The organism is Erwinia typographi (genome assembly GCF_000773975.1).
Lineage (GTDB): Bacteria > Pseudomonadota > Gammaproteobacteria > Enterobacterales > Enterobacteriaceae > Erwinia > Erwinia typographi.
Genome location: NZ_JRUQ01000027.1, coordinates 82,231 through 97,756, shown reverse-complemented (window position 1 = coordinate 97,756; position 15,526 = coordinate 82,231). Strand labels below are relative to the sequence as shown.

Below are 15,526 nucleotides of genomic sequence, written 5' to 3'. Positions count from 1 at the left end.
CACCTATGTCTGATAAAAAAAATGTTTCGCTTTCGGTCCTCGATCTGGCTCCGATCCCGCAGGGTGCATCGCCGCGCGAAGCTTTTCATGCCTCTCTGGCGCTGGCACAGCAGGCTGAAAAGTCAGGCTATAACCGCTACTGGCTGGCCGAACACCACAATATGACCGGGATCGCCAGTGCGGCAACCTCCGTGCTGATTGGCTACTTAGCCGCGAATACCACCACGCTGCGGCTGGGTTCCGGCGGCGTGATGTTGCCTAACCATTCACCGCTGGTGATTGCGGAGCAGTTCGGCACGCTGGAATCCCTCTATCCTGGCCGCATCGACCTTGGTCTGGGCCGCGCGCCAGGCTCCGATCAGCGCACCATGATGGCTCTCCGTCGCCATATGGGCAGCCACGTCGACAATTTCCCTGCCGACGTAGCCGAGATGATCGCCTGGTTCGATGCGGAGGCTGGCGATCATCCAGCCGTTCAGCCAGTCCCTGGCCTGGGCCTTAACGTTCCCATCTGGCTACTGGGGTCCAGCCTGTACAGCGCGCAGCTTGCCGCTCAGCTTGGCCTGCCGTTTGCGTTCGCCTCGCATTTTGCGCCGGATTTGCTGTTCCAGGCGCTGCATCTGTATCGCGAGAACTTCAAACCTTCGGCCCGCCTTGATAAGCCCCATGCGATGGTCTGCGTCAACGTGATCGCCGCGGACAGCGATCGCGATGCCAGCTTCCTGTTTACCTCCATGCAGCAGCAGTTCATCAACCTGCGCCGGGGAAAACCTGGTCCGCTTCCGGCTCCGGTTGAAAACATGGATAACCTTTGGTCGCCTTCAGAGCAGTATGGCGTGCAGCAGGCGCTGAGCATGTCGATCGTTGGTGACAAAGATAAGGTTCGTCACGGTCTGGCTTCGCTCATCCGCGAAACTCAGGCCGACGAAATCATGGTAAATGGTCAGATTTTCGATCGCCAGGCGCGGCTGCACTCATTTGCGCTGGCAATGGAAGCGCACAAGTCGCTACAGGAATAGGCGGCTAATTTCCCTCTGCCGCTGACGTTCAGACAAAAAAAATGCCGGTCAGCAAGTGACCGGCATTTCATGCGCATGGCGCCGTCAGGCGTCAATCAGTGATTAGGCATCACGACGACGAGTGGGTGCGTTGCCGCCTTCGGTACGCGGACCACGATTACCACCGTCACGGCTAAAACCAGCGCTACGACGCTCACCGCCATTGCGATCGTTGCTGAAGCGACGTCCGCCTTCTGGACGATCGCCACGGCCGCCTTCACGACCGCCAGCACCGAAACCACCACGCCCCGGAGCCCCACCGCCACGACGCTCGCCGCCGCGATCGTTGCTGCGTGGCACTGCATCGCCAATCAGCTGCATATTCATCGGTTTGTTCAGAATACGCGTGCGGGTGAAGTGTTGCAGGATGTCACCCGGCATACCTTTTGGCAGCTCAATGGTAGAGTGAGTGCCGAACAGTTTGATGTTACCGATGTAGCGGCTGCTGATATCACCTTCGTTAGCGATGGCGCCAACGATGTGACGAACCTCAACGCCGTCATCACGGCCCACTTCGATGCGGTACACTTCCATGTCGCCAACGTCACGACGCTCACGACGTGGACGATCGCCACCATCACGGTTTTCACGCGGGCCACGGTCAGGACGGTCGCCACGGCGATCGTCACGCTCTTTGAACTCACGACGCGGACGCGGAGCCGGATCAGCTGGCACGATCAGAGGACGTTCGCCCTGAGCCATTTTCAGCAGGGCCGCAGCCAGCGTTTCGATATCCAGCTCTTCTTCAGCAGGCTGCATTTTGCTCAGCAGCGCACGGTACTGTTCCAGATCGCTGCTTTCCAGCTGCTGCTGCACTTTAGCCGCGAATTTAGCCAGACGACGTTGACCCAGCAGCTCTGCGTTAGGCAGCTCAACTTCTGGAATGGTCAGCTTCATGGTGCGTTCAATGTTGCGCAGCAGACGACGCTCGCGGTTCTCAACGAACAGCAGGGCGCGGCCAGCACGGCCAGCACGACCGGTACGGCCGATACGGTGAACGTAAGACTCAGCATCCATCGGGATATCAAAGTTGACGACCAGGCTGATACGCTCAACGTCCAGACCGCGGGCCGCAACGTCGGTGGCGATCAGGATATCCAGACGACCGTCTTTCAGGCGCTCCAGAGTCTGCTCGCGCAGAGCCTGATTCATGTCGCCGTTCAGTGCCGCACTGTTGTAACCGCTGCGCTCCAGCGCTTCAGCCACTTCCAGCGTGGCGTTTTTGGTCCGCACGAAGATGATAGCAGCATCAAAGTCTTCGGCTTCGAGGAAGCGAGTCAGGGCGTCCGTCTTACGACCGTACGCGGTCCAGTAGCTCTGGCTGATGTCAGGGCGAGTAGTCAGGCTTGACTGAATACGCACTTCCTGCGGATCTTTCATGAAGCGTTTAGTAATGCGGCGAATCGCTTCTGGCATGGTGGCAGAGAACAGCGCGGTCTGATGACCGTCTGGGATCTGCGCCATAATCGTTTCTACGTCTTCGATAAAGCCCATGCGCAGCATTTCATCAGCTTCATCCAGCACCAGACCGCGCAGGTTGGACAGATCTAACGTGCCGCGTTTCAGGTGGTCCAGCAGGCGACCAGGCGTACCCACAACAACCTGTGGGCCCTGGCGCAAAGCGCGCAGCTGTACGTCGTAACGCTGGCCGCCGTAAAGGGCCACGACGTTAAGACCGCGCATGTGTTTAGAGAATTCGGTTACGGCCTCGGCTACCTGAACCGCCAACTCACGGGTTGGTGCCAGCACCAGAATCTGAGGTGCTTTCAGGGAGCTATCAATGTTGTTCAGCAGCGGCAGCGAGAACGCTGCGGTTTTACCGCTCCCGGTCTGCGCCATACCCAACACATCACGGCCAGCCAGCAGGTGAGGAATACACTCAGCCTGGATTGGCGAAGGCTTTACGTAGCCCATACCGGTCAGTGATTCGAGGATGTCGGCGTTCAGGCCAAGGTCAGCAAAAGTGGTTTCAATATCAGTCATGTAGTACATGTGCCTCTTAGATTGCGGCGGCCAGTCTACATAACTCGTCGTGAAAACATTCAGTCATTTTCATCAAAAAGTGTGAACCGGCTCAAATTAGTGGTTTCGACGAACAAGAAAGCCCTCATCCGCTAAGATGATGACATTTCGAAAAAAAGGGCGATAAAAGTTCGTCAGCTATTGCTGGTCAGATTCTGATAAATCGTCTTGTGTCTGGCCGAGTAGCGCCAGCTCCAACAATGCATATCGGTGCTCAACAAAATTATGAACGTTGTTGGCGACCGTCAGCTTGAACAACGCTTCTGCGTCGTCCTTCTCCCCCAGACTTAGGTAATGTTTACCTAAATAGAAGTTGGTTTCACTGAGATGTTCAGCGAGCGAGGTGTTATCCGTTGCGTCCGCCTTGAGACTGTCCATCAGCTTACTTTCACTGATGTTGCCCAGGTAGAACTCGACAATATTCCATCCCCATTGGTCTCTGACCGCTTTGTCATAACGCTGTTGAAGCGCTACTTTTGCCTTGTCGGCGTTCATCTCGCTTTCATCGAGATACAGCCACAGGCTACGGAAAGGATCGTTAGGATCGTCTTGATAAAACGCCAGCAGATCATCTTGCGCTAATTTATACCTTCCGCCGTAATACAGGGCGATACCGCGGTTTAAATGCGCATAATTGTAAGTTGGATCAAGCTCAAGTACAGAATCGAACGCTTCATAGGCAGCATCAAAATTGCCTGCCTGCGTTAAATATATGCCTAAGTAATTGAATACTTCAGGCATATCGGGTCTGACAGATAACGCTAATGAAAAATCATTTCGCGCCAGCGCTCTCAAACCCAGACTATCATACAACACTCCGCGCTCATATAACAGCTGTGCGCGTTCATCATCGCTCAGGGATCGACTGGCAAGAATTTGTTCCATACGCGCCAGAATGACTTCCTGTTGCAGCGTAGGCTGCAACGGAACAGCCAGAGTCTCGTTCTTACGCCAATCCGAGTTGCTGCATCCTGCCAGCGTTAAAGCTGTCGCAACGAAACACCAGCGCAAAAAAGGCTTCATTTCCCACTCCCAAATACAAACAATGGGATGACTATCCTTTCATCCGCCTGCCGTGCACAAGGTGTCGTCCTGCCCTCGCGATGAACCCGCTCTCCATGCCAGCATGGAGAGCTTAATGGTCTGACTTTATTCTGCTTCAGGAGCTGCAGGCGCCGCGTCCGCTTCAGGCTCTGCCGCCTGCTCGGTCGCTTCTTTGATGCTCAGGCGCACGCGGCCCTGGCGATCAACTTCCAGTACTTTTACCGGCACTTCCTGGCCCATCTGCAGATAGTCAGTGACTTTCTCTACGCGCTTGTCAGCGATCTGAGAAATGTGCACCAGACCTTCTTTACCGCCGCCAATAGCAACGAAGGCGCCAAAGTCTACGATGCGGGTCACTTTACCGTTGTAAATGCGCCCTACTTCGATTTCTGCGGTGATCTCTTCGATGCGACGGATGGCATATTTCGCTTTATCACCGTCGGTGGCCGCGATTTTCACCGTACCGTCATCTTCGATTTCGATGGTGGTGCCGGTCTCTTCAGTCAGCGCACGGATAACGGAGCCGCCTTTACCGATCACATCTTTGATCTTGTCCGGGCTAATCTTGATGGTATGGATACGCGGAGCGAACTGAGAGATGTCGCCGCGCGGGGTGCTGATAGCCTGTTCCATCACGCCGAGGATGTGCAGACGCGCGCCCTTAGCCTGGTTCAGAGCCACCTGCATGATTTCGCGGGTGATACCTTCAATTTTGATATCCATCTGTAGCGCGGTAATACCTTCACGGCTACCGGCTACTTTAAAGTCCATGTCGCCCAGATGATCTTCGTCACCCAGAATGTCCGACAGAACCACAAAGTTGTCGCCTTCTTTCACCAGCCCCATCGCAATACCGGCTACGGCAGCTTTGATCGGCACGCCAGCATCCATCAGCGCCAGAGAAGCGCCGCAAACGGAAGCCATTGAAGAAGAGCCGTTAGATTCAGTAATTTCTGACACTACGCGAACGGTGTAAGGGAACGCATCGGCTTTAGGCATGACTGCCAGCACGCCACGCTTCGCCAGACGACCGTGACCAATTTCACGACGCTTAGGCGACCCAACCATACCGGTTTCACCCACGGAGTACGGAGGGAAGTTGTAGTGGAACAGGAAGCTGTCGGTGCGCTCGCCCATCAGCTCATCCAGATTCTGCGCGTCACGAGCGGTGCCCAACGTCGCGGTAACCAGGGCCTGGGTTTCACCACGGGTGAACAGCGCGGAGCCGTGAGTACGCGGCAGCACGCCAGTGCGCACGTCCAGACCACGGATCATGTCTTTTTCACGGCCATCGATACGCGGCTCGCCGCGCAGGATGCGGCTACGCACCACGTTTTTCTCCAGCGCGTGCAGGATGTCGCCAATTTCAGCTTCGTCCAGGGTCGCATCTTCGGCCAGCAGAGCTTTCGTGGTTTCAGATTTGATCACGTCAACCTGAGCATAACGCTCCTGCTTCTCGGTGATCAGGTAGGCATCGCTCAGGCGGGATTCAGCCAGCGCGGCAATACGAGCCTGTAACGTTTCGTTGACGGCTTCTGGCTGCCAGTCCCAGCGTGGTTTGCCCGCTTCAGCAACCAGCGAGTTAATCTGCTCGATCACGGTCTGCTGCTGCTCGTGGCCAAAGACCACCGCGCCCAGCATCTGGTCTTCGCTCAGTACTTCAGCTTCAGACTCAACCATCAGTACGGCACCCTGAGTACCGGCAACAACCAGATCCAGCTTACTTTCTTTCAGCTCATCGGTCGTTGGGTTCAGCACGTACTGGTCGTTGATGTAGCCGACGCGCGCGGCGCCAATTGGGCCATTAAACGGCAGGCCTGACAGGCTCAGCGCGGCAGAAGCGCCGATCATCGCCACGATATCAGGGTTGACCTGAGGGTTAACGGAAACCACGGTAGCAATCACCTGGACTTCGTTAATGAACCCTTCCGGGAACAGTGGACGAACCGGACGGTCAATCAGACGCGAGGTCAGCGTTTCGCCTTCGCTCGGACGGCCTTCACGACGGAAGAAGCTGCCCGGAATACGACCGGCAGCGTAGGTACGCTCCTGGTAGTTTACGGTCAGCGGGAAAAAGTCCTGGCCTGGCTTGGTGGTTTTTTTGCCTACAACGGTCACGAACACGGCGGTGTCGTCCATGCTTACCATTACGGCGGCCGTTGCCTGGCGAGCCATCATACCAGTCTCAAGAGTGACGGTATGCTGACCATACTGGAATTTTCTTACGATCGGGTTCAGCAAAATAATGTCCTTAACGTCCTGGCAAGGCACTGACCCTGCCGTTAATTTTAAATCCTCATCTGCATCCTCGCGACTAATGACAACCCTAATCCCTTATGGGACAAAGCCTCTCATTAGCCGCGCGAAACTCTGCAACTGAAGATCACACCCAGCAACAATACAATAGTTTGACCTGAAATGCTGCCGCTCACCTGAAAAAAGGGGCCATAAAGGCCCCTTTTCAGCAAAACTTGCACGAATCTGCCTGTTGATCTTTTCCGGGTATCAGACTGCACCGAAACGACCGCGGCAAACCCTAAGACTAGCGACGCAGACCCAGACGTTCGATCAGGCTGGTGTAACGTGCAACGTCTTTACGCTTCAGGTAATCCAGCAGCTTACGACGCTGGGAAACCATACGCAGCAGACCGCGACGGCTGTGGTGGTCTTTTTTGTGCTCAGAGAAGTGACCCTGCAGATGGTTAATCTGTGCGGTCAGCAAAGCAACCTGAACTTCGGTAGAACCACTGTCATTCGCATCGCGACCGTAATCAGCAACGATCTGCGCTTTAGTTTCAACACTTAGAGACATGATACAACTCCAAATTATAAGATAAATGTACAGGTGCCGATCTCTAATTCAGCAACCCAATGGTAAAGCCGCATTATTCTACTCTTAGCCAGAAGCTTACGCAAATGGCTAGTTGGAATATTCTACAACCAGCCTGCGTGGCGCCACGCGGCCATCTTCAGCAATTTCAGCCATGCCGATAAACTTGCGCTCATCGCCTTCCGTTACCCGCACCAGCCCGGAGGCGGGGGCATTGGCAGCCTGCACCGGCATTCCCTGCTTAAAGTAAGCCGAAACAACCACAGGCAGGTTCACCACGGGGTAATCGGCGGCCGGGCTGTCCATCGGCATCAGTAATGGATCGAGCAATTCCGCTGGCGAGCGTTCGGTGCGGAAGGCCTCCTCACTCAGCTCGGCCAGCTGCTCCAGCGTAACCATTCGGGTGATGGGATAGGTGGCGACCTGTAGCCGACGCAAATAAATCACATGGGCGCCGCAACCCAGCATCTCGCCGAGATCGTCGGTGATGGTGCGAATGTAGGTCCCTTTTGAGCAGTGAATTTCCAGCTCCAGCTCGTCGCCTTCCCAGCGAATAAATTTCAGCTCGTAGACCGTTATGCTGCGGGCCTCGCGCGGCACCTCAATGCCTTCACGGGCATATTCATACAGTTTACGCCCCTGATACTTGAGCGCGGAGTACATCGACGGTACCTGCTGGGTTTCCCCACGGAAGCGCTCTAATGCGCTCTCCAGCTGCTGCTGAGTGACGTTCACCGGGCGCTCGCTGATAATCGCCCCATCAGCATCAGAAGTATCGGTACGCTGACCCAGGCGGGCAATGACCCGGTAGCGTTTGTCGGAGTCGAGCAGATACTGAGAGAACTTGGTGGCCTCTCCCAGGCAAATCGGCAGCATACCGGTCGCCAGAGGGTCCAGCGCGCCAGTGTGGCCAGCACGGTTTGCCGTGAACAACCGCTTCACCTTCTGCAGGGCATCGTTACTCGAAAGCCCCTGCGGTTTGTCCAACAGCAGAACGCCGTGAACGTCGCGTCCGCGACGACGAGGACGGCTCATCAGTCTTCCTTCTTGTCTTCTTCTTCCTGCGGTCCCCGGCGCTCGGCGTCGTTTCTGACCACGTTAGTCACCAGATTCGACATGCGCATCCCTTCCACCAGCGAGTTGTCGTAGAAGAAGGTCAGTTCAGGCACGATGCGCAGGCGCATGGCTTTGCCCAGCAGCGTACGGATAAAGCCAGAAGCATCGCCCAGCGCACGCAGGCCGCCTTTGATAGCGTCTTCGTCTTTATCGTTGAGGAAGGTCACAAACACTTTGGCATAGGCCAGGTCGCGCGAAACCTCAACGCCAGACACGGTAACCATCATGCCCAGACGAGGATCTTTGATTTCACGCTGTAAGATGACGGCGATCTCTTTTTGCAGTTCCTGCGAGACCCGCTGTGGGCGACCAAATTCTTTCGCCATAATAATACTCTCCAAATAATTCGGGAGGCGCAGAGGCCTCCCAAATAAGTCACATGTTCAGGCGACCGTTAAGCGATAGTACGCTGGATCTCGATAATCTCGAACACTTCGATCATATCGCCAACGCGCACATCGTTGTAGTTCTTCACGCCGATACCACACTCCATGCCGTTGCGGACTTCGTTAACGTCATCTTTAAAGCGGCGCAGGGATTCCAGCTCGCCTTCGTAGATAACCACGTTGTCACGCAGCACGCGGATGGGGTTGTGACGCTTAATGTTCCCTTCCGTCACCATACAGCCAGCGATAGCGCCGAACTTAGGTGATTTGAACACGTCACGAACTTCAGCCAGACCGGTGATCTGATGCTGATATTCCGGCGTCAGCATTCCGCTCATCGCCTGCTTCACTTCGTCGATCAGGTTATAGATGACGGAGTAGTAACGCAGATCCAGGCTTTCCGAATCAATCACGCGACGGGCAGAAGCATCGGCACGAACGTTGAAGCCAACCAGAATCGCATTGGAAGCCGCCGCCAGGGTTGCGTCGGTTTCGGTGATACCGCCCACGCCGGAACCCACGATTTTGACTTTCACTTCGTCGGTGGACAGCTTCATCAGCGAGTCGGAGATCGCTTCAACAGAACCCTGAACGTCCGCTTTCAGCACGATGTTCAGCTCAGACACTTCGCCTTCGGTCATGTTAGCAAACATGTTTTCCAGCTTAGATTTCTGCTGACGAGCCAGCTTAACTTCACGGAATTTGCCCTGACGATACAGCGCAACTTCACGGGCTTTCTTCTCGTCACGCACCACGGTAGCTTCATCGCCCGCAGCCGGAACGCCCGACAGGCCAAGGATTTCCACTGGGATCGAAGGACCCGCTTCCATCACTTCACGACCCTGCTCGTCACGCATCGCTCGCACGCGGCCATACTCAAAGCCACACAGCACGATGTCGCCCTTGTTCAGCGTCCCTTCGCGCACCAGCACGGTAGCAACCGGACCACGTCCTTTATCGAGGAAGGATTCGATCACCACGCCGCTTGCCATACCCTGACGAACCGCGCTCAGCTCCAGCACTTCCGCCTGCAGAAGAATGGCGTTAAGCAGGTCATCAATACCAGTCCCCGCTTTGGCGGACACGTTAACAAACATATTTTCGCCGCCCCACTCTTCCGGAATGATGCCGTACTGGGTGAGTTCGTTTTTAACGCGGTCCGGGTCAGCATCTGGCTTATCGACCTTGTTAACCGCCACGACAACCGGCACTTTCGCCGCTTTAGCGTGCTGAATAGCTTCGATAGTCTGCGGCATCACGCCGTCATCGGCAGCAACCACCAGGATAACGATATCCGTTGCCTGAGCGCCACGAGCACGCATTGCGGTAAACGCGGCGTGGCCCGGGGTATCCAGGAAGGTGATCATACCGGTGTCGGTTTCAACGTGGTAAGCACCAATGTGCTGAGTAATGCCGCCCGCTTCGCCAGAGGCGATTTTGGTGGAGCGAATATAGTCCAGCAGCGAGGTTTTACCGTGGTCAACGTGACCCATGATAGTGACCACCGGCGCACGGGATTCGTGGGCCGCATCGGTATCACGATCGCTCATTACCGCATCTTCCAGCTCGTTCTCGCGGCGCAGCGTCACTTTGTGACCCATCTCTTCCGCAACCAGCTGGGCAGTTTCCTGATCGATAACCTGATTAATGGTCGCCATCGCGCCCATTTTCATCATCGCTTTGATGACCAGAGAGCCTTTAACCGCCATTTTGTTAGCCAGTTCCGCTACGGTGATGGTTTCACCGATGATAACGTCACGGTTAACGGCCTGAGCCGGTTTGTTAAAGCCCTGCTGCAGGCTGCTTGGCTTACGCTTGCCGCCTTTACCGCCGCGGAACTGCGCACGCGCTTCTTCGCGGTCAGTTTTCGCTTCAGAATGCTTGTTGCCTTTCTTACGCTGAGGCGCTTTAGCCGGACGGGCAGCACGAGAGCGGCGGTCGCCTTCAACCTGCGCATCGTTCTCGTCTTCAGCCGCACGAGCGTGGGTAGATGTGGTTACATGGTAATCAGAAGTGTCTTCAACTTCCTTCGCCTCGGTCCACTCGGTGCCTTTTTCTTCAGCCATTTTACGAGCCTCTTCCGCTACGCGCTTCGCTTCTTCTTCAATCTTGCGATGCGCTTCTTCTTCAGCTTTACGCTTCAGTTCGGCAGCTTCTGCTTCGCGACGGGCTTTGTCGGATTGCGTCGCCCGGGTTACTTCATCGGTAGGTTGATTGCTCACTTTGTCTTTTTCCGCTGCTTCACGTTTGGCTTTCTCAGCTGCCTCACGTTTAGCCTGCTCCTCGGCTTCACGCTTCGCTTTCTCTTGAGCTTCGCGCTTGGCTTTTTCTTCAGCCTCGCGACGAGCCAGTTCTTCCGCTTCACGCTGTGCCTGCTCCTCTGCTTCTGCCTGTTCAGCTTCTGCAGCATCGCCTTTTACATAGGTGCGCTTTTTGCGGACTTCAATTTGTACCGACTTACTTTTACCCCCGGTGACGGGAACATTCAAGGTGCTGCGCGTTTTGCGCTGCAGAGTCAGTTTACCTGTACCGCCGTTATGATCGCGATTCAGATGGGTAAGGAGCGTTTCTTTTTCATGCTGCGTCACAGAATCTGTCTCAGACTTGCGGATCCCTGCATCAGCGAATTGCTGTACCAGGCGTTCTACCGGGGTCTGAATCTCTGCGGCCAGCGATTTTACCGTTACATCTGTCATGCTGTTCCTTCCTGCTACAGTTTATTACGCGTCGTCGCCGAACCAGCAGATATTACGTGCAGCCATAATCAGCTCACCGGCCTTTTCACTATTCAGGCCTTCAATATCTGACAGGTCGTCAACACCCTGTTCGGCAAGATCTTCCAGCGTACAGACGCCTTTCGCTGCCAGCTTGAATGCCAGCTCACGATCAAGACCTTCCAGATTCAGCAAATCTTCTGCCGGCTGGTTGTCGCCCAGGCTCTCTTCTTTCGCCAGCGCCAGGGTGGTTAACGCATTTTTCGCACGATCGCGCAGCGCTTCTACTGTCTCTTCATCAAGACCGTCAATGTCCAACAGCTCGTTGATTGGAACATACGCCAGCTCTTCGAGAGAGGAGAAACCTTCCTCTACCAGAACCGTGGCGAAATCTTCATCAATATCGAGATATTTGGTAAAGACGTCGATGGCAGCATGGGCTTCAGCCTGGTGCTTAGCCTGCAGATCGTCGACCGTCATCACGTTCAGCTCCCAACCACTTAGCTGGGCCGCTAAACGTACGTTTTGACCATTACGGCCAATCGCCTGAGCCAGGTTACCGGCTTCAACAGCGATATCCATGGTGTGGTTGTCTTCATCCACCACGATAGAGGCAACATCCGCCGGGGCCATAGCGTTGATCACGAACTGCGCAGGATTATCATCCCACAGCACGATATCAATACGCTCGCCACCCAGCTCGCTGGATACTGCCTGAACTCGCGCGCCACGCATCCCTACGCAGGCGCCGACCGGGTCGATGCGCTTGTCGTTGGTTTTCACCGCGATTTTGGCTCGGGAGCCCGGATCGCGTGCGGCGGCTTTAATTTCAATCACTTCTTCGCCGATTTCCGGCACCTCAATGCGGAACAGTTCGATCAGCATTTCCGGCTTAGAGCGGCTGACAAACAGCTGAGCGCCGCGAGCTTCTGGACGCACGGCGTACAGCACGCCGCGAATACGGTCGCCCGGACGGAAGTTTTCACGCGGCAGCATGTCTTCACGAATGATGACGGCTTCGGCGTTGCTGCCCAGATCCAGAGAGATGTTGTCGCGGTTAACCTTCTTCACCACGCCGGTGATGATCTCACCTTCCTGCTCACGGAACTGATCGACGACCATCGCGCGTTCCGCTTCGCGCACTTTCTGCACGATAACCTGTTTGGCCGTCTGAGTAGTGATACGGTCAAAGGTGACGGATTCGATCTGGTCTTCCACGAACTCGCCCAGATTCAGCGCTTCGTCTTCATAGCGGGCCGCATCCAGCGTAATTTCACGCGTTGGCATGGTGACTTCATCCACGATCACCCAACGGCGGAAGGTGTCGAAATCGCCGCTTTTGCGGTCAATGCTGACGCGCACGTCGATTTCCTGCTCATACTTTTTCTTGGTCGCCGTGGCCAGTGCGCTCTCCAGCGCTTCGAAAATCTTTTCGCGCGGGAGTGATTTCTCGTTCGACACAGCCTCAACTACAGCTAAGATTTCTTTGTTCATCCTGGTATGCCTCAATCCGGACTTTTAAAAGTGGGGGACCAGGTTCGCTTTCTGAATGTTGCTCAGCGCGAACACTTCGTCGTGACCCTCAACGGCAACAGCGATCATTTCACCTTCAACAGATTTAATGATGCCCTGCCATTTGCGGCGGTTTTGAACGGCCATACGCAGCACCAGGCTCACTTCTTCGCCGATAAATTGTGCATAATGCGCAGCGGTAAAGAGTGGGCGCTCAAGGCCTGGTGAGGAAACTTCAAGGTTGTAAGCGACGGTAATCGGGTCTTCAACATCGAATACGGCGCTTACCTGGTGGCTAACATCAGCACAATCGTCAACATTGATGCCATCTTCACTATCAATATAGATGCGCAACGTGGATGTGCGACCGCGTATGAACTCGATACCGACCAGCTCGAAGCCCAGCGCTTCTACCGGTGGCGCGATCAGCTCAGTTAATTTTTGCTCTAATGTGGACAAGGCCACCCCCAAGACATAAAAAAAGGGCTTAATAGCCCAGTATGCTGTTTCCTGATAACAAAAAACCCCGATAAATCGGGGCTTAATGCGACTGGACCCTGTACGCCAAGACTCTGGCGGTTCGGCACAATCCAAAAGAATTTTTTTCAAAATCCGCTGACATGCGCCGTTCGATGCATACAGTATATTTGAAAAAGAACTCTAAGGGAAAGTGGTTGCGGGGGCCGGATTTGAACCGACGACCTTCGGGTTATGAGCCCGACGAGCTACCAGGCTGCTCCACCCCGCGTCCGAAAACGTGGCAAATACTACGCCGATCTTGCATAAAATGCAAGCAAAACTGAGATTTGGTACCGAGGACGGGACTTGAACCCGTAAGCCCATGCGGGCACTACCACCTCAAGGTAGCGTGTCTACCAATTCCACCACCACGGCACTAAAGAGACGACTTTTTTATTTCTGTCGTGTCGAAATTACGGCTTTTACTGCTTACTGCGGGATATCGCTACCCGGCGCGGCCGGTTTAGCTGGCTGGCTCTGCTGCGACTGTGCAGGCTGAGTCAGATTTTCCCACTCGCTTCCCTTCTGAGTCTTATTGCTGTTGAGGTTACCCAGAATCAAGCTAATGATGAAGAACAATGTCGCCAGCACTGCCGTCATACGGGTCATAAAGTTACCTGAACCGTTAGAACCAAACAGCGTTGCCGAAGAGCCTGCACCGAATGACGCGCCCATATCAGCGCCTTTACCTTGCTGAAGCATGATCAGTCCTACCAGGACGACCGCCACAATAAGGAAAACTACCAAAAGAGCTTCGTACATAATTAACCTGTTTCCTTGCGCGGTAACCGCACATCAAAAGCTTCAAACCAGTTACAGTGATAGCGTTGCCGCTACCCATCAGAAGCGGGTGTGAATACTAACCAAAGCGGCCTGACTGCGCAAGGGCAATTTTACCGCGAAAGGCTGTTTGCGGAAAAAAGCGGCAAACGGCGAATTTAAGCAACAAAACTTGCTGCTAAATCACTCATCTACCGTCCTTTTTCACATCAGACCGCTTTCACCGCATCGGCAATCCGATGGGCCAACTCGGTCACCTGCTGTTCATCTTCGCCTTCAACCATGACGCGGATCAAGGGCTCAGTACCGGACTTACGCAGCAAGACGCGCCCCCGGCCATGCAGCTCTTTTTCCACCCCGGCCGTAATCGCTTTGACCGCTTCGTCTTCCAGCGGGTCGGTAGCGCCGCTGAAGCGCACGTTGACCAGAATTTGCGGCAGCAGCTTCATGCCGCTGCACAGATCGTGCAGGGTCATATGGTTGCGCACCATCGCAGTAAGCACTTGCAAACCTGCAACAACGCCGTCGCCGGTAGTCGTTTTATCCAGCAGGATGACGTGACCGGAGTTTTCGGCACCTAACCGCCAGCCTTTTTCCTTCATCTTCTCGAGCACGTAGCGGTCACCCACTTTGGCGCGGGCAAACGGGATACCGAGCTGTTTGAGCGCCAGCTCCAGCCCCATGTTGCTCATCAGCGTGCCGACTACGCCGCCGCGCAGCTGTCCCTGACGTAACCCTTCGCGGGCGATGATATAGAGGATCTGGTCGCCGTCCACTTTATGGCCCAGATGGTCCACCATCATGATGCGGTCGCCATCGCCGTCGTAAGCCAGACCAATGTCGGCCTTCTCGGCAAGGACACGCTGCTGGAGCTGGCGTATATCGGTAGCCCCGCACTCTTTGTTAATGTTCATGCCGTCGGGCTGAATACCAATGCTGATCACCTGCGCGCCCAGCTCGCGCAGCACGTTTGGCGCGATGTGGTAAGTTGCGCCGTTTGCGCAGTCCACCACAATTTTTAAGCCGTTGAGGCTAAGCTCACTGGGGAACGTTCCTTTACAGAACTCAATGTAGCGGCCAGCGGCGTCGACGATGCGGCTGGCGCGCCCCAGCTCTGCCGACTCAACGCAGGTGATTGGCTTCTCCATCTCGGCTTCAATCGCCTCTTCGACGTCATCCGGCAGCTTGGTGCCTTCAATGGAGAAGAATTTGATGCCATTGTCATCGAACGGGTTATGCGAAGCGGAGATCACAATCCCCGCTTCGGCACGGAAGGTTCTGGTCAGATAGGCAATCGCGGGCGTAGGCATTGGGCCGGTAAAGGCCGCAGACAGTCCGGCGGCGGCCAGTCCGGCCTCCAGCGCAGATTCCAGCATATATCCTGAAATACGCGTGTCCTTACCGATAATGATTTTTTTTGAGCCGTTACGCGCCAGCACCTTTCCCGCCGCCCAGCCAAGCTTGAGGACAAAGTCAGGGGTAATAGGAGACTCACCCACTTTGCCGCGGATGCCATCGGTACCAAAATACTTACGATTGCTCATA

At 55.1% G+C, this 15,526-nt stretch carries 13 protein-coding genes and 2 tRNA genes; 1 reads left to right on the top strand and 14 read right to left on the bottom strand.

The annotated features are described in order from the left end of the window. Positions 1–5: 5 nt before the first annotated feature. A complete protein-coding gene (locus NG99_RS07780; protein WP_034890517.1) occupies positions 6–1,019 on the top strand; it encodes a luciferase-like monooxygenase in 1,014 nt (337 codons plus the stop codon). 102 nt (positions 1,020–1,121) lie between these two features. Here the strand turns inward: NG99_RS07780 and NG99_RS07775 are convergent, their stop codons facing one another. The 14 genes from NG99_RS07775 to glmM all read right to left on the bottom strand — a co-directional run bounded on the left by NG99_RS07775 (position 1,122) and on the right by glmM (position 15,525). Next, positions 1,122–3,041, bottom strand: a complete 1,920-nt coding sequence (locus NG99_RS07775) for a DEAD/DEAH family ATP-dependent RNA helicase (protein ID WP_034891042.1) — start codon at positions 3,039–3,041, stop codon at positions 1,122–1,124. Between the two features lie 16 nt (positions 3,042–3,057). Next, complete coding sequence (gene yrbN / locus NG99_RS30340) at positions 3,058–3,114, bottom strand: protein YrbN (RefSeq protein ID WP_106382000.1); 57 nt, start codon at positions 3,112–3,114, stop codon at positions 3,058–3,060. 104 nt (positions 3,115–3,218) lie between these two features. Further along, the gene (gene nlpI / locus NG99_RS07770; protein WP_034890514.1) at positions 3,219–4,103 is read right to left on the bottom strand and encodes a lipoprotein NlpI; all 885 of its coding nucleotides are present in this window, start codon (positions 4,101–4,103) and stop codon (positions 3,219–3,221) included. Positions 4,104–4,229: 126 nt separating this feature from the next. After that, positions 4,230–6,365, bottom strand: a complete 2,136-nt coding sequence (pnp, locus tag NG99_RS07765; RefSeq protein ID WP_034890504.1) for a polyribonucleotide nucleotidyltransferase — start codon at positions 6,363–6,365, stop codon at positions 4,230–4,232. A gap of 301 nt (positions 6,366–6,666) precedes the next feature. Next, positions 6,667–6,936, bottom strand: a complete 270-nt coding sequence (gene rpsO, locus NG99_RS07760; protein ID WP_024966694.1) for a 30S ribosomal protein S15 — start codon at positions 6,934–6,936, stop codon at positions 6,667–6,669. A gap of 108 nt (positions 6,937–7,044) precedes the next feature. Continuing rightward, a complete protein-coding gene (gene truB, locus NG99_RS07755) occupies positions 7,045–7,989 on the bottom strand; it encodes a tRNA pseudouridine(55) synthase TruB (RefSeq protein WP_034890500.1) in 945 nt (314 codons plus the stop codon). Then, on the bottom strand, positions 7,989–8,396 hold the full coding sequence (gene rbfA / locus NG99_RS07750; protein ID WP_034890498.1) for a 30S ribosome-binding factor RbfA: 408 nt from the start codon (positions 8,394–8,396) through the stop codon (positions 7,989–7,991). Before rbfA ends, truB begins: the two co-directional genes overlap by 1 nt. A gap of 68 nt (positions 8,397–8,464) precedes the next feature. Further along, complete coding sequence (infB, locus tag NG99_RS07745) at positions 8,465–11,152, bottom strand: translation initiation factor IF-2 (protein WP_034890496.1); 2,688 nt, start codon at positions 11,150–11,152, stop codon at positions 8,465–8,467. A 24-nt stretch (positions 11,153–11,176) separates the two neighbouring features. Then, positions 11,177–12,664: a transcription termination factor NusA gene (gene nusA, locus NG99_RS07740; RefSeq protein ID WP_034890494.1), complete on the bottom strand. Its 1,488-nt coding sequence runs from the start codon at positions 12,662–12,664 to the stop codon at positions 11,177–11,179. 24 nt (positions 12,665–12,688) lie between these two features. Beyond that, entirely contained in the window at positions 12,689–13,141 is a 453-nt protein-coding gene (gene rimP / locus NG99_RS07735; protein WP_034891039.1) for a ribosome maturation factor RimP, read from the bottom strand. Between the two features lie 212 nt (positions 13,142–13,353). Then, a tRNA-Met gene (locus NG99_RS07730) sits at positions 13,354–13,430 on the bottom strand. 59 nt (positions 13,431–13,489) lie between these two features. After that, positions 13,490–13,576, bottom strand: a tRNA-Leu gene (locus NG99_RS07725). Positions 13,577–13,630: 54 nt separating this feature from the next. Beyond that, positions 13,631–13,963: a preprotein translocase subunit SecG gene (secG, locus tag NG99_RS07720; RefSeq protein WP_034890493.1), complete on the bottom strand. Its 333-nt coding sequence runs from the start codon at positions 13,961–13,963 to the stop codon at positions 13,631–13,633. 227 nt (positions 13,964–14,190) lie between these two features. Continuing rightward, the gene (gene glmM / locus NG99_RS07715) at positions 14,191–15,525 is read right to left on the bottom strand and encodes a phosphoglucosamine mutase (protein ID WP_034890491.1); all 1,335 of its coding nucleotides are present in this window, start codon (positions 15,523–15,525) and stop codon (positions 14,191–14,193) included. Position 15,526 lies beyond the last annotated feature (1 nt).

Excerpts from the sequence above, each read along its gene's own strand:
- NG99_RS07775 (WP_034891042.1), bottom strand. The coding sequence starts at position 3,041 with ATGACTGATATTGAAACCACTTTTGCTGACCTTGGCCTGAACGCCGAC.
- truB (WP_034890500.1), bottom strand. The coding sequence starts at position 7,989 with ATGAGCCGTCCTCGTCGTCGCGGACGCGACGTTCACGGCGTTCTGCTG.
- secG (WP_034890493.1), bottom strand. The coding sequence starts at position 13,963 with ATGTACGAAGCTCTTTTGGTAGTTTTCCTTATTGTGGCGGTCGTCCTG.
- nlpI (WP_034890514.1), bottom strand. The coding sequence starts at position 4,103 with ATGAAGCCTTTTTTGCGCTGGTGTTTCGTTGCGACAGCTTTAACGCTG.
- NG99_RS07780 (WP_034890517.1), top strand. The coding sequence starts at position 6 with ATGTCTGATAAAAAAAATGTTTCGCTTTCGGTCCTCGATCTGGCTCCG.
- infB (WP_034890496.1), bottom strand. The coding sequence starts at position 11,152 with ATGACAGATGTAACGGTAAAATCGCTGGCCGCAGAGATTCAGACCCCG.
- rbfA (WP_034890498.1), bottom strand. The coding sequence starts at position 8,396 with ATGGCGAAAGAATTTGGTCGCCCACAGCGGGTCTCGCAGGAACTGCAA.
- glmM (WP_034890491.1), bottom strand. The coding sequence starts at position 15,525 with ATGAGCAATCGTAAGTATTTTGGTACCGATGGCATCCGCGGCAAAGTG.
- rpsO (WP_024966694.1), bottom strand. The coding sequence starts at position 6,936 with ATGTCTCTAAGTGTTGAAACTAAAGCGCAGATCGTTGCTGATTACGGT.
- nusA (WP_034890494.1), bottom strand. The coding sequence starts at position 12,664 with ATGAACAAAGAAATCTTAGCTGTAGTTGAGGCTGTGTCGAACGAGAAA.